Genomic DNA, 17,246 nt, shown 5'->3' on the forward strand with positions numbered 1-17,246 from the left:
ATTACCTTTATTTGAACAGATCAAGACCCCTCTTTTATGTTCCTAATTAATTTGCAAAAATATCAGAACAACATTTTAAATGCATCAGATCAGGTTATATGCTGTTTTTAATTGTTTGAATATATTCACTCGTAATTTGTTTTATCTGGTAATAGGTTTCAGACTTTTGATTCGTTGGCTCATTCAAATAAAGAGCTCTATTGATTTCAAGCATGATGCTTGAAACATTTTTATTTTTCTTGTAATGCTCGAGTGGCACAATAGAACCGGTATAGGGCCAATCAATGCCTAATGTATACCCTGCTTTTTTAAAAAATGAAACCGATAGGTCTATCAACTCCTTGGTGGTATGAAAGGAATCAGTTCCAATATTAAAATCAGGTCGGTTTGGGTTTTTATCGAGGTCTCTTTTTAATGGTTTGCTAGGATATGAATGGCAGTCAATGATGGTAACCTTACCATAATGGTCTAACTGATTATTTACAGCGGTATTGAATTTATTGTGATGTTTCCAATAATAAGAGGTCAATACTTTTTCTTTCAACTCGGGTGTTACAATTCTATTTACTTCACCAGTATCACTTTTTTCGTATAATACGCCCATACCATATTGAGCCATCACTTCTTGTGAATCATCTGTAAATCTCTCAGGATCGCAAAATATTCTAGAAAATTCAGCTACTATCATTTCTTCTTCACTTGAATAAAAAAGGTCATCCGTATACCAATCAGTCAATTTTAAAATCTCTTTTTCAAGAGTGATGGGGTCTACAAGATAACCATCCGACAAAGGGATGTGTGTCGAGGAATGAGGGATATGAAGGATTATTTTTTTGTCCATTGTTTGTTCAGGTTTAATAATGTCTCGTCCTAAAATACCTCTATGGGTTGTTGCTTAAGATGAAGTGGCATTTTGGAGCTATTCTCTTTCAAGTTATAATAAACTTTATGCCAGTGACAACTTCTTAATTTAGCATAACTATGCAATTAAATATAGCACGTGTATTGGGCTTTTATTTTATATATTTTATCAAATCTGCCTTAACTACATTATATTGTTCTTGTGTTATTAACTCCAAATCTAATTTATCTTTTGCTTTCTTTAATTCGGCAAGTGCTTCATCACTTGTCATTCCAAAAGATTTCACCTCTCCTACAGAAATAGCGTTTTCAAGTTGTATGCTATAATTCGACAATCCTGTAAGTCCTTTACATCTTAATGAAGCATAGAACCCTGTTCTTTTGCTGCCGCCTACATCAATTCTCTTTATTTCAACTTGTTCTCCACTTGCATTCACAAATAATTGAGTGATTGGAAGTAAAAAACCATCACCTTCTGTAATGAAAGCAAATGTTTTATTTGATGAAGGAACTCCGATTGTGACTTTTTCTCCTATAGTATATACTGAACCATCCTTACTTTCGTAGGCGGTAAATTTGCCCTTGGGACGTTTTTGAACATCTAAATCGCTGCTTTTTAATACTAATTCTTGCGAAAATAGACTTCCACTAATTAGAATCAGTGTAACGAAACTTAAAAATAATTTTTTCATTCTTTTTCATTTGAAATGTTTTGTTTACTTATGTTTAAAGTCTTTTTTCTGCTACTTCCGACCATTATGTTTTTTAATTACCAACGTTTAGTATATGAAAAGTAGGCGATTTCGAAGCACGAAACTTTCGGTTAAGCACAAAGTTTGATACGAGCCAAAAGCCTTGATTTTACTACTATTTCGCCTATTTTTTATATACATTGTTAGCAACTGGCTTTATTTACTTAATGCCTTTAAAATTCTTTCTTCGTTAATCACTATATCTCTAAATAATACATGTGGAAATTCCTCATATTTTGAAGATTTAAACGCTTCGTGTATTTTAGAAAGAGTAGAAGCTGTCAATAATGATAGATTCATTTCTGTATCCATTTCGCAGTCGTAAACAAAATCATCACTAAATTCTGGTGCTACAAGTAAAATTTTAACTATTCGAAAGTGGTTTTTTAACGCTAAGTTTTGGTATGATTTAAGTTGTCTTGAAACAGAACTAAATTTGTTGTAGCCCTTTTCCTTACTTGTTTTGCATTCGACTATAATAATTTCTTTGTTACCTAAATTCAAAAGTATATCTATCATATCCTTTTGTGTGTTCAGTTGATTTTTAAACTTATCATCTACATTAAATGCTAAATCTTTAAAGATGATTTTGGTTAATTCTTCAAACTTAAGCCCAAGCTCACTTTCCTTTATTATAATTCCGTTTTCCTTAAGTAGATTCAAATTACGGTAAGCTACATTTTCATAATTTTCTAAATACAGGTTTTCAACATCTTTATAATGGTCAAGAATATTTAAAGTGTCGTCTCCTCGCTGTTTTATTCCGTTGTCTTTTATAAATTTTGTAAAGTCAGACTTCTCAAGTAAATCCAAAATATCACGAGGTTTTATGTTGTAATCTAATAAATAGTTTGCCGTTAAAACATATTCATCTTGAAGTTCAAATCTCTCTTTCAAGTCCTTATTTATATTCGGTAATGAAACATTTAACTCCGTTAGCATTTTGTCGAAGCCATCAAGTGAAATTCCAACCTTTTCGTCTTTCTCTACATTTTCAAAGTATTCAATTAAGCTGCTAATTTTATCTTCTAAAGTACTTCCTTTTAAATTTTGGATATTTAAACTCTTTTCACAAAGTTCATTTAGAGTTTTTTTCTTTTCGGTTAGGGTAATACCTTCTTTATAGATATCATTTGAAAGCAACTCCGTAAATGAAATTCCTTCCTTAATTATTTTCTCAATTTTTTGAGTAGCACTTAGTTTCCTGTCAATATTGTGATTTTTGGCAATTTGATTAATTATTGGTTCTCTAAGAAGTTTTAAGGTTCTTCGATAAAATTTGTCGGCTACTTCTTTTTGCCTTACTTTCCTTAAAAGTCTTACCATTTCATCTGCGACATAAATTGTATTTTCCTTTTTCGAATAAAAAGCTATGCCAAGATTTTTGAGATTATTAATTACGTCTTGTATTTCAACTTTTTTAACTGGTAGTATAGAGTAGTTGATTAGCTTAATTTCTTCTTGAGATAAACCTAATTGTTTGGCTAAAGTTAAAATGATAGATAACTCGTCAGAGGTTATTTTAGCTTCTCGGTTATTTGCAATGTCATTTGAGTAAGCGACAGATAAGCAAGACTTATAAATTTTATAATCTCTTTTTCTTGAATCACTCAGTTCAGACTTATCATTTTCTAATTCTGTGTTAAGTGCTTTAATCTTCGTTTTTAGGTTCTTGATTTCATTTTCATACAATCTTGAAAACCAATCTTGTCGCATTATGCAATTTCCGTCACGAATAATAATGTCAATTAAGATATCTAATTGTGAATTAGCTTCTTGAAATTCGCAGTTGATGTGGTCGATAAATTCGGTAGAAATTAATTCAAATATGTTAGAAATGTTTTGATTGTCAACTGTTTTCAAACTCTTGTCAGACGAACTCAATATTTTCTCAATTTCCTTTGCGTTTTTAGGATTTTTTGAAATGATATTGTCAATTATTTTAATGAAAGAGTTCTTTTCAAGAGAACCGAGCTTGTCTAGTATTTTTTCTAACTTCATATTTCTTGTTTTTTTCTTTTTGTTTGTGTTTGTGTTGTATTTTTTGCTTGGTGCCAACTCCTTATATAACCTCCAACCTACGCGATTTCTTGTTTCTATCACGGATAAAAGCATATAGGAAAGTCATTTTTGACCGTGTTGTCTGGTTTAAAAGTAGGTGTTTTTATCTTAGTACTCGTAAGGGAGCCCGTAAAGACGGGTTATTATTATTAAAAGCTCTCACTTTCGCGAAAGCGGGCCAGGAGATGAGGGGTGACATCGATGGCTTGATTGCCTGCATTTAAATGGCTCCAAAATCCAACGAAAGAATATTTGAGTCATTCTTTTGTAAAGGGTTTCATTCTGTTACGCTTTTGTAGATCTTTTTATGGAAGCAGAGGATGACATTTTTCAAGATGTAGATAGGGGTTTGTTCTAGTTCTAGCTAAGAATTTATTTTTTCCATTTTAATCGTTCTATCCCTTTAGTTAGAAAATCTCATCTAACGATATTTTGCAGGATCTTGATGTGTATTAAAAACACTTCTTATTTCTACGATTTTATTTACTTCGTCAAGCGTATAAAAAATGATAAAAGGAAATTTTTTAAGCGGTAAACCTCTCACATTTTTATAACGCACTTTAAAGAAAGGATTTAACTCTAAGGCTGTGTATGCAACTTCTATCTCTTTATCAAAGTCTTTGAGCACTTTCAAAGAAACATCCCCTTAATATTGGTAAGCCTATGTTACATCTAGATCTGCAAGAGGAGAAATAGTAAGTTTAAATCCCATGTCGATGTCTCACCTCATTCAGAGAACTTCTAGCATCTACAAAATCAGCTGTTTTTTCTTCTAGACGTTTATCAAGAAGTTGTTGAAGATCATTATTCTCATTAATAAGCGTATCAATAGCGTCTTGTTTACTGTTTTTAATTGACTGTAGCGTGTTTATTCTGGTCTCATCATTTAAATGGACAAGCCAGTTAATAGGATCCAGTTTTGCTGTGTAAACATTCATAAAACAGACCTACTCAAAAATGTCTTTAGGCTTTTCAGCAGCACCAGCTTTTTTGACTCACCGAAGCGCTCTTGCAGTACATTACTTTTTAAAGCGGTTGAATTGATGCTTATTAGTTAGAAATCGTTGATTCATATTTTTTTAATTTCAACCCTTGGTTCAACCTTCGGTTTGCTTAATATTGTAACCTAACAAGCGTACACGGTACCGTATACGGTTTTGATTACTTAGCGGGTTAAAAGGAACTTTTTGGGTAGGGTATTCCAACTCATAATTTAAGGTCGCTAGTTCGAGTTCTGTCCGCACTACTAACTTTAAAAAGCTCCTGAGAAAACAAGGGCTTTTTTAAGCCGTATTTTAGAGCACTAGATTTGGTATAAATACGTATTTTTATATCTAGAATAAGCAACATGATTTCAAGAACAACTGTAGATGCCGTATTTGACGCCGCTCGTGTAGAAGAGGTGATCGGGGACTTTGTACAGTTAAAAAAATCAGGTGCTAATTTCAAAGGATTGAGTCCTTTTACTGAAGAGCGTTCTCCTAGTTTTATGGTGTCCCCAGTAAAACAAATCTGGAAGGATTTTAGTTCTGGAAAAGGAGGTAATGCAGTGACCTTTATCATGGAACACGAACATTTTACCTTTCCAGAAGCCATCAAGTGGCTGGCTAAAAAATACAATATAGAAGTAGAAGAGACCGAACAGTCAGAGGAGCAAAAACAAGCGCTAGACGAAAAGGAATCCATGTTTCTCGTTTCTAAATTTGCAGCCGAATGGTTTCAAAGCCAACTCCAAACAGAAGAAGGAAAAGCAATAGGATACAGTTATTTTAAAGAGCGGGGTTTTACAGATGAAACTATAGAGTACTTTCAGCTAGGGTACAATCCAGATCAATGGAGTGCCTTTACAGATGCGGCAATCAAAGCGGGATATCAATTAAATTTTCTCGATAAAACTGGTGTTTCTATTGTAAAGGAAGAAAAGCAATTTGACCGATTTAAAGGTCGTGTGATGTTTCCTATACGCAGTCTTTCTGGAAGGGTTCTGGGCTTTGGAGGACGTATTCTCAACAATGAAAAGAAAGCAGCTAAGTATTTGAACTCGCCTCAAAGTGAGATCTATGATAAATCCAACGTGCTTTATGGTATCTATGAGGCAAAGCAATCTATAGCTAAGGAAGATCTGTGTTACCTGGTAGAGGGGTATACCGATGTGATTCAATTGCATCAGGCTGGTGTAAGTAATGTAGTATCTAGTTCTGGAACGGCGTTAACCAGTCAACAAATACGTTTGATACAACGTTTGACCAAAAACATCACCGTACTTTACGATGGTGATGCGGCAGGAATACGCGCAGCTATAAGAGGAACAGACCTTATTTTAGAAGCAGGAATGAACGTGCGTGTTTGTACTTTTCCTGATGGAGAAGATCCTGATTCCTTTGCAAAATCTCATACGACATCTGAAATTAATGAGTTTTTAATTCATAATGCTCAAGATTTTATTTCTTTTAAATCCAACCTACTCAAAAAAGAAGCTGCCGGCGACCCTATTAAAAAGGCGGGAATGATACGGGATATTGTAAATAGTATTGCCAAAATACCTGATGATATTTCTAGAGAAATATACGTTAGAGAAAGTGCCGCTATTCTGGATATAGGAGAAGAGGTCTTGTTCTCCACCCTTGCGCAAGTGCGTAATGCTAGTTTTAATGAACAAAAGAAAAAAGACAGTAGGGCACAAGCACCGCAACCCTTAACCAAAGTCGAAGCTTCTGAAGCAATGGTACATGTAGATAGAAGAGCCCTTTTAGAGCGTTCCATCATTACTATTTTGATTTTGTATGGAGGTAAAGATGAACTCTTTGAAGATGAATACCTTCAAGATGCTAGTGGAGTGGAGGTAGAATACGAAACCGTAAAAACAAAACATCGTGTTTATGAAAAAATCTATATGGATTTACAGGCCGATGAAATCAAATTTGCCAATCCAGATTTTCAGGTGATATATACCAGGATCATTGACGTGTTACTGCTGGAACAGGAAATTGATACACAACTTATCGTCTCTACTTTTGACGGGGAATATGCCCATACTATAGCCGATATTTCCATGTCTGATGAAAAGTATCATTTGCACGATTGGGAGAGGCATAAAATTTTTCCTGTTCAAAAAGATCAAACGATCTCTCAATACACCAGTCAAGTATTATATCACTTAAGACAACTCTTACTTTTTGATATCGTCCATAAAATTAATACCATTATTGCAGCAAATGATCCTGACATAGAGAATGTTGGAGCTTTAGAGCAAATCAATAATTACAATATTTTGCGCAGGAAAATTGATGTAAAAAATAGAACGGTAATTCCTTCAGGTGGTTGGAGTAGGTTCAATTAGCAATTTGAAGCAAACGAGACTGGTGTATCAAATCTGCTATGTTATCAACCTTTAATTTTTTAAGCAATCTGGTTTTGTAGGTGCTTACTGTTTTTTCATTGATAGCAAGTGCTTCGGCAATTTCTTTGTTGCGACGGCCTTTAGAAAGAAAGTTTAAGACCTCTATCTCGCGAGTAGATAATTTTTTAAAGTTAAGAATTTCTTTTTGGTTGGAATGCTGCAATTGGAATTTTATCTCCTCAGAAAGATAGGTTTCCCCTTTAGCAATACTCAAAAGTGATTTTTTAATATCTTTTAAGGATCGAGTTTTTGAGATGTACCCGTCAGCCCCTGCTTTTATGGCACTTACCGCATACATCTCTTCTGGATGGCAGCTCAATATCAGAACTTTTAAATCTGGAAAATGAGTTCTCAGTTCTCTTATCGTAGCCATACCTCGGGTATTCGGTAAGTCTACTTCTAAGATTAATAGGTCTGGATTGCAAAGCTCAATACTTGAGATAAGCTCGTTGCCATCGTCTATTTTTTCTTTGAAGCTAAATTCCTTATGATCTTTCATCATGCTCCTAATTCCTCTTCGGAAAACTGGATGGTGATCTGCAATAATAATGTTCATGTCGCACAAATAGGGGATTACAAATATAATCTCTTTACAACCTATTTTTACGGTTTTTATTGTACGTATTACCTTACAAAACAGTTAATTAACTACTAAATTTGTAATAAATCTGTTGGGATCGTACACACTGGAATAGGTTTTATTTTGTGTTGATTTTTTTTATTAAAAGAGGAGTAGATGCGATAGACTTCTTGTTCTCTAGCACTTAATGTCGCTATATCAATGTTTTTATTAGCTTGGTCCATAGCTCGTTCTAATTCATCATAACTCGCTCCTATTTGGTCCTCATCTGTGCGTTCTGAACCATACAATCCATCACTTGGGGACGCTTTTAGAATGCTTTCAGGAACCTTTAAATATGTTGCGATGGTATAAACTTCGCTTTTTAATAAATCGGCAATAGGACTGACGTCTACACCACCATCGCCGTATTTGGTGTAGAAACCAACGCCAAAGTCTTCTACTTTATTCCCCGTTCCAGCTACAAGTAATGCACGTACTCCTGCATGGTAATATAAGGTGGTCATTCTTAGCCGTGCTCTAGTATTGCCTAAGGCTAGCGCTACTTGAGGACTGTCGGAAACCCTAGGCATTTGATTTTTAAAAATAGTAAACACCGGTGTGAGGTCACTTCTTACGTCGTCTATATTTTTAAAACGGTGTTTTAATTGTATGATATGTTCTTGAGCTCTAGTAACATGATCGTGATGTTGGTGAATAGGCATTTCTACACACAGGACTTCTAGACCAGTCATAGCGCAGAGGGTAGAGGTAACGGCGCTGTCCACTCCACCACTTACTCCTACGACATAACCTTTGACCCCAGCTTTGAAGGCGTAATCTTTCAGCCATTTTACTATGTGATCTGTTACTTTTTCAACTTTCATAATCGTATTTTTGCAAGCTTAAAAATAAATATAAATATACCGAGTTATAAGAGTATGAAGATGCATTTATTTAAGTTTTTTATTATTCTCGCTTTCGCGAAAGCGATGACTTCATGCACTTCTATTCATAAAGTCGAAGAAGAGATTGCCAACATACAAGTGGATGTTGATTTGATCACGTTCCACAAAGAGTTTGCCATGGCAAATGCCGCCGATCTTCCCAGTTTAAAAGAAAAATTCCCTCTCTTTTTTCCGCCTAGAGTTCCAGATAGCCTGTGGATTTTAAAATTAACAGGAAAAGATACCATTCACAACGCATTAGAAAATGCAGTTAAGAATGCTGATTTTAATTATCAAGAAATGGAACGTGACATAAAGGATGTCATGCGACATGTCATTTACTATTTTCCAGAATTTAAGGCCACTCCCATCTTAACTGTGCTTTCTGATGTAAATTACCGTCAGAAGGTGATTCCTACAGCTGACCAATTGATCATCTCTATAGATACTTATCTAGGTAAGGACCACGAATTGTATGCAGGAATCAATAACTACCAGCGGGAGAATTTAAATCGAGAACAACTTCCAGCAGACGTGGCTTTGGCATATGCGACACTTTTTGTGGAGCCTAGCATGGATCGCAGTTTGCTAGGAAGTATGATTTACCACGGGAAGCTTCACTATGTTCAACACCTATTTGCTCCTAAAGCTACAGGTGATCAGTTGTTGAATTACGCACCAGAGAAATATGTGTTTGCAAGAGAAAATGAATCTCAAATGTGGCGTTATTTTATAGCTAATGAGTTGCTGTATGATGCGGATTCTAAGTTGCTTTCCAGGTTCATACTGCCAGCGCCATTTTCAAAGTTTTATTTAGAGGTAGATCAACAAACTCCTGGTGGAGTGGGCCGATATATAGGATACCGAATGGTGAAGTCATTTATGGAAAATAATCAAGTGGAACTGAAAACCATGATCGACTTAAGTGGCGAAGAAATTTTTAAACGTTCTAAATACAAACCTTTACTGTAATGTCAGATAAAAAAATTAGATCTACCATAAAAATCGGAATAGAACTGGATGAAAATCGAGTTCCAGAACACATCAGGTGGAGCGCCCCAGATGGTGGTGTAGACGCGGCAGAGGCAAAAGCCATGATGGTCTCCATGTGGGATAGTGCAGAGAAAGAGTCTTTTAGGATAGACTTATGGACCAAGGATATGCCAGTAGATGAAATGCGTGTTTTCTTTCATCAAACCCTTGTCTCTATGGCCGATACCTACCACCGTGCCACTAATGATGATAAGATGCGCGATACCATGATTGATTTTTGTGATTATTTTGCAGAGAAATTGAATTTGAAGGAAGGCGAGTAGATGTACAGTCTCAGTCTCAGTTTTAGTAGAACTTCCGTTATAATAGTTGTTTAGACTATCTGATTACTAGATTCTAATTTGGTAACATTTGATAATTATTAAGTATTGTAGTTTTTAGTTGGTGAGAATTTTAAAAAATTACTGAACTCTGAACTCTGAACTCTGAACTCTGAACTCTGAACTCTGAACAAATGGAAGAACCCCTTTTTGATCACCACCTACTCATAGAGATGGCCTGGTATAAAATGCCTTTTGGCGCTCATAAGGGTAAGTTCTTAAGTGAAGTGCCTGAGTCTTATTACATCTGGTTCAGACGGCAAGGTTTTCCTGCTGGTAAATTAGGAGCCTATATGCAGTCTGTTTTTGATATGAAGGTCAACGGTATAGAGGGCATGTTAAGAGAAATACGCAGAAACACGGTGAATGACCGGCCTGTTTTTTAAATTCACTATTCACTATTCACTATTCAAATAATACCTATAACGACTCATTGATTTGACCTATATAATTCAGCAATTCTTCTTTACCTTGATTGTTAGAAGCACTGGTAACGAAATAAGGAGGCACTTCTTCCCATATTCCTTCCAGTAAAAACTTTTTATAAGCCTCCACATTGCGTTCTAATGCTTTGGGTTTTAATTTATCTGCTTTTGTAAAAATGATGCTAAAAGGAATGGCGCTTTCACCTAACCACTCCATAAATTCCACATCTATAGGTTGTGGATCATGTCTTACGTCTACCAGTACAAATCCGCATACCAACTGCTCGCGTTTTTCAAAATACTTGGTAATAAATTTTTGAAATTTTGCTTTGCTAGATTTGGAAACTCGTGCGTAGCCATAACCAGGTAAATCCACCAGATGCCATGACTTGTTGATCAAGAAGTGATTGATCAATTGTGTTTTTCCTGGTCTTCCAGAAGTTTTAGCAAGACTTTTTTGATTCACTAACATGTTGATCAATGAAGACTTCCCCACGTTAGACCTACCTATAAATGCATATTCTGGAATTCCAGAATTAGGACATTTAGATACGTCTTGATTGGATATAATAAATTCTGCGCTCGTGATATTCATGTAACAAAGATACTAGTTTGAGGGTAAGCAGTAGGGGAATTTCTTTAAAGGGAAGTTAGTGGAACGATTTGATCTTTTAATCAAAGACCCCTTTTTTCCAACCAGCTATTTAAAATCTCGTTGAATTCGTCTGGGTGTTCCATCATAGCAGCATGGCCACATTTGTCCACCCAATAAAGGTCACTATTAGGTAGTTTTTCATGAAACTCTACAGCGACTTTAGGCGGTGTAACTCCGTCTTGTTTTCCCCAAATAATACAAGTGGGTGTGGTCATATAGGGAAGGTCTTTAGACATATTATGACGTATAGCACTCTTGGCGATAGCCAGCGTTTTAAGTAATTTATTACGGTCGTTTACCGTCGCAAAAACTTCATCTACTAGTTCTTGTGTAGCCACCGCAGGATCATAAAAAACATCCTGACTTTTTGCTTTGATGTATTCATAATCACCTTTTTTTGGATAGCTTTCTCCCATAGCACTTTCGTAAAGTCCCGAACTTCCAGTGATGACCAGTGCTTTAATTTTTTCGGGAAACATCTTTGTAGTAACAAGTCCTATATGTCCACCTAGAGAATTACCTAACAAGATCACTTCATCCCACCCCATATGATTGATAAAAGCATTGATGTGTTTTGCAAAGGTTCCGACGCTAGTCGTAATTAATGGTGTTGAATACAAAGGTAAAGAAGGCACGACTACTTGATATCCTTTAGAAGGGAAATAATCGATGACACCTTGAAAATTACTGAGCCCACCCATCAAACCATGTAATATGATGATAGGGGTACCTTCTCCAGTCGTGTAATACTCAAATTTACCGTCTTTGATAAAATCGTGCGTCATATGGTAATTCTAAGTGGCAAATATAATGGTTTTGGGTATAGGAAAAACAATGTTTTCTAGATGCGATCTTTAAAGCAAATGTTTCCTTTGAAGCAATAGTAAGCATTTTTTATTTCGCTTTCGCGAAAGCGAAACTTATACTAACGCATGAGGCCTTACAGGCGTGCTTAAATTGTTAATAACTAGGGGAGTTATTCAAAAAAACAAGGATTTATCAACAAAGTGGGAAATTGTGGTAAAAAGTGGTATTAATTTCCTTATTTTTGATTCAACAAAGCGTAAAACAGTTATATCCAGTGATCAATTTTATAGGAACATACGAGTGTAAAACCGACTCCAAAGGGCGCTTTATGATGCCAGCTGCTTTAAAGAAGCAGTTGACACCTGTCATGCAAGAAGGTTTTGTTCTTAAAAGGGCGGTTTTTCAACCTTGCTTGGAATTGTATCCGTTAGTGGAGTGGAATAAAATGATGGAAAAATTGAATGGTTTAAATCGATTCAATAGAAAGCACAATGATTTCATACGCCGTTTTACCGCTGGAGTTAAAACTGTTGAGGTGGATGCCAATGGGCGACTGCTCATTCCTAAAGACCTCATCACCATTGCAGGAATCACAAAAGAAGTTACCGTTTCAAGTGCGGTAAATATATTAGAAATCTGGGATAAGGAAAGGTATGAAGCGGCCATTGATGACTCGCTAGATGACTTTGCTGATCTCGCTGAAGAAGTAATGGGAAATGACACCACCGATCTCTTATCATAATCCAGTTCTTTTAAAAGAAGCTGTTGGTGGATTGAACATCCATCCGTCTGGGGTATATGTGGATGTAACTTTTGGAGGGGGTGGACACTCTAGAGAAATACTTGCTCGATTAGGTCCTGAAGGAAGGCTATTTGCTTTTGATCAAGATATAGACGCTGTACAGAACGCGATTGATGACGATCGTTTTATGTTGATTCCTCAGAACTTTGGTTATATGAAGCGCTTTTTAAGGCTTTATGGAATAAAAGAAGTAGATGGAATTTTGGCAGATTTAGGGGTGAGTTCCCATCAATTTGATGAAGCTGCCAGAGGGTTTTCTACTAGGTTTGATGCGCGATTGGATATGCGTATGAACCAAGATCAAGATCTAAACGCGGTTGTTGTACTGAACCAATACACGGAAGAGGATCTTGTTAGAATTTTTAAGAACTATGGAGAATTGCGTATAGCCCTTAAGCTGGCACAACGCATTGTAGCTGCAAGACAAGAATCTGAAATCATTACCGTTGCAGACCTTAAGGAGATTTGTGCTCCTTTAGTTCCAGAGCGTATAGCACATAAACTACTGGCTCAAGTGTTTCAAGCCATACGCATTGAAGTAAATAAGGAGCTGGAAGTGCTGTACGATTTTTTAATACAGTCAGAAGAGCTATTAAAAATAGGTGGCAGGCTGAGTGTGATTTCTTATCACTCCTTGGAAGACCGACCTGTAAAAAGATTTATGAGGAATGGACTTTTTGAAGGAGAGCCAGAGAAAGATGTTTTTGGTAGGTCCAGCGTGCCTTTTAAAAGAATAGGTAAGATGATCGTTCCTTCTCGAGAAGAGATTAAGGAAAATAACCGCGCGAGAAGTGCTAAGCTGCGTATTGCAGAGAAAATAAAAAGAGAATAGATGGCTGCTAAAATCTATGACATATTAAAAGGGAGTTTTTTGACTAATGATGACGCTTTTAAAAACTGGCGGTTTATTCTGTTTGCTCCTTTTCTAGCCATTATCATGATTTACACCGGTCATAGTTACGAGAAGAAGGTGCATCAATTAGCTGCTCTTAAGGAGCAAGTGACAGAGCTACATAGTGAGTATACCGATTTAGAAAGAAGGTTGATGTTCTTGCAAATGGAATCTACTGTAGCGCTAAAAATCAAAAGTAAAGGAATTGCTCCGGCTCAAAATCCGCCGCAGAAGATCATCATCATAAAGAATAACAATGGCGACAACTAGTAAAAACATATTAAATAAAATGTACTTGGTTGGTGCCATTTTTGTTATTGTGGCGGTGCTAGTGGTTGTGCAAATTATCAACATTCAATTTATTGATGGTGATGCTTATAGGAGAAAAGCGGAACAGCGCATATTTAGAAATGATATCATTCCTTCTACAAGGGGAAATTTGTTCGATGCTAATGGCCAGTTACTGGCGACTTCTATCAGTAAATACGATATTCGTTTTGATGCCTTGGCACCATCCAACCGAGATTTTAATGACAATATAGCCGCATTGGCAAAGGCATTGGCAACTAAATTTGAAACTTCAACAGATTATTACCTCCAGAAATTAAGAAAAGCTCACAGCAATCGCAATCGCTATATGCTTATCGCAAAAAACCTAAATTATGGAGATTATAAAGAAATACGAGAGTTTCCTTTATTTGGTATGGGTCCTTACCGAGGGGGGCTTATTATTGAAAAAAGAATCGTTCGGGAACATCCTTTGGGAAAAATGGCTGAGCGCATTGTAGGCTATGACCGTGATGGAAGTGCGCCTGTAGGTTTAGAAGGTGCTTTTGCTCCTTATTTAAGAGGAAGTGATGGAGTGCGTTTAGAGCAAAAAATAGGAAAAAATCAATGGAAGCCTATTTCAAGTGAGAATGAGATCAACCCTAATGATGGTTATGATGTGTATACCACTATAGATGTTAATATGCAAGATGTGGCGCATCACGCCTTATTAGAACAGTTGGAGTATTTTGAAGCAGATCACGGTACTGCCGTGGTTATGGAAGTAGCTTCTGGAGAGATCAAAGCACTTTCTAATCTAGGTAGAGGAGAAAGTGGTAAGTATTTTGAAAAGAGAAACTATGCGGTTTGGGAATCTCATGAGCCAGGTTCTACCTTTAAATTAATGAGTGTTATTGCGGCTTTAGAAGATAAAGTAGTAGATACCAGTACTGTTTTTGATACACAAGGGGGGAAAATTTCCTATTACGGCCGTAATGTGAGGGATTCAAAACAGGGTGGTTATGGGAAAATAAGTGTCGCAAAAGCCTTTGAGGTTTCTTCAAATACGGCATTGGTACAAATGATTCAAAACAATTATAAATCACATCCTGATGATTATGTGAATCGCTTGTACAGCATGAATCTCAATAAAAAATTAGACCTTCCTATTAAAGGGGAAGGCGTTCCTATGATTCCACATCCAGACGATGCCCACTGGAGTGGTCTTTCTTTACCATGGATGGGATTTGGTTATGGGGTGCAATTAACGCCACTTCAAACCTTGACTTTTTACAACGCAGTAGCTAACAATGGTGTGATGGTGAAGCCTCGACTTATAAGAGAAGTGAAGTCTAAGGAACGATTGATTGAACAATTTGACAGAGAAATCATAAATCCAGCCATCTGTTCTCAGAATACCATCAATAAAGTAAAGGTAATGATGGAGAATGTGGTAAAAAGAGGGACAGCAGATAATCTCTATAGCACTAACTTCTCTATGGCGGGTAAAACAGGAACCTGTCAGGCAGAGTACTGGAAAAGCCCTGGAAATTATATCGCTTCTTTTGCTGGATACTTCCCAGCAGATAAGCCAAAGTACAGTTGTATTGTAGTGATACACCAACCAAATACTAAAAAAGGATACTACGGAAACATTGTCGCTGGACCAGTTTTTAAAAAGATTGCACAAAAGATTTATGCTAACAACCCATTACTAGATGAGGTAGAACTACAAAAATCCATTCCTGAACCAATGGCAAGATCAACTAACACTTACTTAAAAACCATACATCAACAAGGGGAAACAGCTGTTCATAAAATGCCCAATTTAATAGGAATGGAGGCTATGGATGCTCTTGCAATAGTCGAAAACCTGGGAGCTAAAGTAGTTCTTATAGGCTCTGGAAAAGTACGTTCTCAAAGTTTACAACCAGGGGCAAAACTGTCTTCTACACATCAACTAACTCTCACATTATTATGATGATGCTTAAAGACCTATTGTATAAGGTAAGTCTGGACGTAGTTATAGGTACTACAAATGTGCAGGTCAATAAGATTCAATTTGATTCCAGGGCGATTCAAAAAGCAGATGTTTTTGTTGCACTTAAAGGCACAGCTGTTGACGGTCATGAGTACATTGAAAAAGCAGTTTCTGCAGGAGCAAAGGCGATCATCCTAGAAGAACTTCCAGATTACCAAGAGAAAGAGGTGACCTATATAAAAGTAGCAAATGCTCATAATGCACTAGCCTTAGTAGCGGCTAACTTTTATCAGAACCCTTCAAGACAGTTAAAATTAGTTGGTGTTACCGGTACCAATGGTAAAACCACTACTACGTCCTTACTATATCAATTATTTAAAAAATTGGGTTTTAAAACGGGATTGATTTCTACGGTAGAGATTTTGATTGATGATAAAGTTGTTCCTACAACGCATACGACACCAGACCCATTGACTATTAATAAGCATCTTGCAGCTATGGTGGCGGTTGGAGTGGATTACTGTTTTATGGAGGTAAGCAGCCATGGAATAGCTCAAGAACGTGTTGCTGGGCTAGAATTTGCAGGAGGAATTTTTACCAACCTTTCCCACGATCATCTTGATTATCACAACAGCTTTGCTGAATATAGAGATGTTAAGAAGAGGTTCTTTGATGAATTGCCTAAAAAGGCTTTTGTGTTAACTAATCTAGACGATAAGAACGGAGTGATGATGCTTCAAAATACTAAGGCTAGAAAGTTGGGGTATGCCTTAAAAACCTATACCGATTACCGTGCCCAAGTCATAGAAAACCAATTTGGTGGTTTGTTGCTGAAAATCAACAAACATGAAGTTTGGTCCAAGATGATAGGTCAGTTCAATGCCTACAATGTTTTGGCTATTTATGCTTGTGCGATAGAATTAGGATTAGAAGAAATGGAGGTGCTTGAGGCGATTTCTCAGTTAGAAGGAGTCTCTGGAAGATTTCAATATTTTACTACGGTTGAAAAAAGAATTACAGCAATAGTAGACTATGCGCATACTCCAGACGCACTTAAAAATGTTTTGGAAACCATCAATTCTATACGTACAAGAAATGAAAAAGTGATTACCGTTATTGGCTGTGGTGGAGATCGAGACGTGACTAAAAGACCTAAGATGGCTCATATAGCTGCAGCGCTGAGCGATCAAGTTATTTTCACAAGTGATAACCCGCGCACCGAAGATCCTCAGAAGATTCTTGACGATATGGAAGCAGGGGTACAACCACAAGACTTTAAAAAAACAATTACCATTTTAAACCGCAAGCAAGCCATAAAAGCTGCTGCAAAAATGGCAGACCAAAATGATATCATCCTTATTGCAGGTAAGGGTCATGAAACTTATCAGGAGATTCAAGGTTTAAGGACCGACTTTGATGATCGAAAATTAATAGCAGAATTTCTTAACCAACTCAACAAATAAG

At 36.4% G+C, this 17,246-nt stretch carries 18 protein-coding genes; 9 read left to right on the plus strand and 9 right to left on the minus strand.

The genetic code is table 11. The features are described from left to right. Positions 1-94: 94 nt before the first annotated feature. From KG732_RS05330 to KG732_RS05350, 5 genes are all read right to left on the minus strand, one after another. The gene (locus KG732_RS05330; RefSeq protein ID WP_213521431.1) at positions 95-841 is read right to left on the minus strand and encodes an N-formylglutamate amidohydrolase; all 747 of its coding nucleotides are present in this window, start codon (positions 839-841) and stop codon (positions 95-97) included. 172 nt (positions 842-1,013) lie between these two features. Then, complete coding sequence (locus KG732_RS05335; protein ID WP_213521432.1) at positions 1,014-1,553, minus strand: hypothetical protein; 540 nt, start codon at positions 1,551-1,553, stop codon at positions 1,014-1,016. A gap of 216 nt (positions 1,554-1,769) precedes the next feature. Beyond that, entirely contained in the window at positions 1,770-3,614 is a 1,845-nt protein-coding gene (locus tag KG732_RS05340) for a hypothetical protein (protein WP_213521433.1), read from the minus strand. Positions 3,615-4,095: 481 nt separating this feature from the next. Next, positions 4,096-4,308 carry a hypothetical protein gene (locus KG732_RS05345; RefSeq protein ID WP_213521434.1) on the minus strand — a complete coding sequence of 71 codons (213 nt, stop codon included), beginning with the start codon at positions 4,306-4,308 and terminating at the stop codon, positions 4,096-4,098. A 67-nt stretch (positions 4,309-4,375) separates the two neighbouring features. Beyond that, on the minus strand, positions 4,376-4,612 hold the full coding sequence (locus KG732_RS05350) for a hypothetical protein (RefSeq protein ID WP_213521435.1): 237 nt from the start codon (positions 4,610-4,612) through the stop codon (positions 4,376-4,378). Positions 4,613-5,022: 410 nt separating this feature from the next. On the opposite strand from KG732_RS05350, the gene dnaG reads away from it, so the two are divergent. Then, the gene (gene dnaG, locus KG732_RS05355) at positions 5,023-7,014 is read left to right on the plus strand and encodes a DNA primase (protein ID WP_213521436.1); all 1,992 of its coding nucleotides are present in this window, start codon (positions 5,023-5,025) and stop codon (positions 7,012-7,014) included. On the opposite strand, the gene KG732_RS05360 is transcribed toward dnaG, so the two are convergent. After that, positions 7,007-7,630, minus strand: a complete 624-nt coding sequence (locus tag KG732_RS05360; protein ID WP_213521437.1) for a response regulator transcription factor — start codon at positions 7,628-7,630, stop codon at positions 7,007-7,009. The genes dnaG and KG732_RS05360 overlap by 8 nt on opposite strands. A gap of 95 nt (positions 7,631-7,725) precedes the next feature. Next, positions 7,726-8,520, minus strand: coding sequence for an NAD(+) synthase (gene nadE, locus KG732_RS05365; RefSeq protein WP_213521438.1), 795 nt, complete (start codon positions 8,518-8,520; stop codon positions 7,726-7,728). Between the two features lie 54 nt (positions 8,521-8,574). Here nadE and gldB point away from each other — a divergent pair, with 54 nt between their 5' ends. From gldB to KG732_RS05380, 3 genes are all read left to right on the plus strand, one after another. After that, the gene (gene gldB / locus KG732_RS05370; RefSeq protein WP_300980326.1) at positions 8,575-9,552 is read left to right on the plus strand and encodes a gliding motility lipoprotein GldB; all 978 of its coding nucleotides are present in this window, start codon (positions 8,575-8,577) and stop codon (positions 9,550-9,552) included. Beyond that, on the plus strand, positions 9,552-9,896 hold the full coding sequence (gldC, locus tag KG732_RS05375; protein ID WP_213521439.1) for a gliding motility protein GldC: 345 nt from the start codon (positions 9,552-9,554) through the stop codon (positions 9,894-9,896). Before gldB ends, gldC begins: the two co-directional genes overlap by 1 nt. A gap of 191 nt (positions 9,897-10,087) precedes the next feature. Further along, the gene (locus tag KG732_RS05380; protein ID WP_213521440.1) at positions 10,088-10,339 is read left to right on the plus strand and encodes a DUF3820 family protein; all 252 of its coding nucleotides are present in this window, start codon (positions 10,088-10,090) and stop codon (positions 10,337-10,339) included. A 34-nt stretch (positions 10,340-10,373) separates the two neighbouring features. Here KG732_RS05380 and yihA read toward each other — a convergent pair whose 3' ends face one another. Both yihA and KG732_RS05390 read right to left on the minus strand, forming a co-directional pair. Then, positions 10,374-10,973 (minus strand): ribosome biogenesis GTP-binding protein YihA/YsxC, encoded by a 600-nt coding sequence (gene yihA, locus KG732_RS05385; RefSeq protein ID WP_213521441.1) that lies wholly within the window; start codon positions 10,971-10,973, stop codon positions 10,374-10,376. An 80-nt stretch (positions 10,974-11,053) separates the two neighbouring features. Then, positions 11,054-11,818 carry an alpha/beta hydrolase gene (locus tag KG732_RS05390; protein ID WP_213521442.1) on the minus strand — a complete coding sequence of 255 codons (765 nt, stop codon included), beginning with the start codon at positions 11,816-11,818 and terminating at the stop codon, positions 11,054-11,056. Between the two features lie 296 nt (positions 11,819-12,114). Between KG732_RS05390 and mraZ the strand changes: the two genes are divergently transcribed. The 5 genes from mraZ to KG732_RS05415 are packed head-to-tail and all read left to right on the plus strand — an operon-like array spanning position 12,115 to position 17,245. Continuing rightward, positions 12,115-12,582 (plus strand): division/cell wall cluster transcriptional repressor MraZ, encoded by a 468-nt coding sequence (gene mraZ / locus KG732_RS05395; protein WP_213521706.1) that lies wholly within the window; start codon positions 12,115-12,117, stop codon positions 12,580-12,582. Next, the gene (rsmH, locus tag KG732_RS05400; protein WP_213521443.1) at positions 12,557-13,474 is read left to right on the plus strand and encodes a 16S rRNA (cytosine(1402)-N(4))-methyltransferase RsmH; all 918 of its coding nucleotides are present in this window, start codon (positions 12,557-12,559) and stop codon (positions 13,472-13,474) included. The genes mraZ and rsmH overlap by 26 nt, the downstream gene beginning before the upstream one ends. Beyond that, positions 13,475-13,804, plus strand: a complete 330-nt coding sequence (locus KG732_RS05405) for an FtsL-like putative cell division protein (RefSeq protein WP_213521444.1) — start codon at positions 13,475-13,477, stop codon at positions 13,802-13,804. Beyond that, positions 13,791-15,782, plus strand: coding sequence for a penicillin-binding protein (locus tag KG732_RS05410; RefSeq protein ID WP_213521445.1), 1,992 nt, complete (start codon positions 13,791-13,793; stop codon positions 15,780-15,782). The genes KG732_RS05405 and KG732_RS05410 overlap by 14 nt, the downstream gene beginning before the upstream one ends. Beyond that, positions 15,779-17,245 (plus strand): UDP-N-acetylmuramoyl-L-alanyl-D-glutamate--2,6-diaminopimelate ligase, encoded by a 1,467-nt coding sequence (locus tag KG732_RS05415; protein ID WP_213521446.1) that lies wholly within the window; start codon positions 15,779-15,781, stop codon positions 17,243-17,245. Before KG732_RS05410 ends, KG732_RS05415 begins: the two co-directional genes overlap by 4 nt. Position 17,246 lies beyond the last annotated feature (1 nt).

This window comes from Nonlabens sp. (assembly GCF_018401815.1).
In the GTDB taxonomy this organism is placed as follows: Bacteria; Bacteroidota; Bacteroidia; order Flavobacteriales; family Flavobacteriaceae; genus Nonlabens.

Coding starts and splice junctions, on each gene's coding strand:
- gldB (WP_300980326.1), top strand. CDS start 8,575: ATGAAGATGCATTTATTTAAGTTTTTTATTATTCTCGCTTTCGCGAAA.
- KG732_RS05410 (WP_213521445.1), top strand. CDS start 13,791: ATGGCGACAACTAGTAAAAACATATTAAATAAAATGTACTTGGTTGGT.
- KG732_RS05390 (WP_213521442.1), bottom strand. CDS start 11,818: ATGACGCACGATTTTATCAAAGACGGTAAATTTGAGTATTACACGACT.
- KG732_RS05360 (WP_213521437.1), bottom strand. CDS start 7,630: ATGAACATTATTATTGCAGATCACCATCCAGTTTTCCGAAGAGGAATT.
- KG732_RS05415 (WP_213521446.1), top strand. CDS start 15,779: ATGATGATGCTTAAAGACCTATTGTATAAGGTAAGTCTGGACGTAGTT.
- KG732_RS05350 (WP_213521435.1), bottom strand. CDS start 4,612: ATGAATGTTTACACAGCAAAACTGGATCCTATTAACTGGCTTGTCCAT.
- KG732_RS05340 (WP_213521433.1), bottom strand. CDS start 3,614: ATGAAGTTAGAAAAAATACTAGACAAGCTCGGTTCTCTTGAAAAGAAC.
- rsmH (WP_213521443.1), top strand. CDS start 12,557: ATGACACCACCGATCTCTTATCATAATCCAGTTCTTTTAAAAGAAGCT.
- gldC (WP_213521439.1), top strand. CDS start 9,552: ATGTCAGATAAAAAAATTAGATCTACCATAAAAATCGGAATAGAACTG.
- yihA (WP_213521441.1), bottom strand. CDS start 10,973: ATGAATATCACGAGCGCAGAATTTATTATATCCAATCAAGACGTATCT.
- dnaG (WP_213521436.1), top strand. CDS start 5,023: ATGATTTCAAGAACAACTGTAGATGCCGTATTTGACGCCGCTCGTGTA.
- nadE (WP_213521438.1), bottom strand. CDS start 8,520: ATGAAAGTTGAAAAAGTAACAGATCACATAGTAAAATGGCTGAAAGAT.
- KG732_RS05380 (WP_213521440.1), top strand. CDS start 10,088: ATGGAAGAACCCCTTTTTGATCACCACCTACTCATAGAGATGGCCTGG.
- KG732_RS05330 (WP_213521431.1), bottom strand. CDS start 841: ATGGACAAAAAAATAATCCTTCATATCCCTCATTCCTCGACACACATC.
- KG732_RS05405 (WP_213521444.1), top strand. CDS start 13,475: ATGGCTGCTAAAATCTATGACATATTAAAAGGGAGTTTTTTGACTAAT.
- KG732_RS05335 (WP_213521432.1), bottom strand. CDS start 1,553: ATGAAAAAATTATTTTTAAGTTTCGTTACACTGATTCTAATTAGTGGA.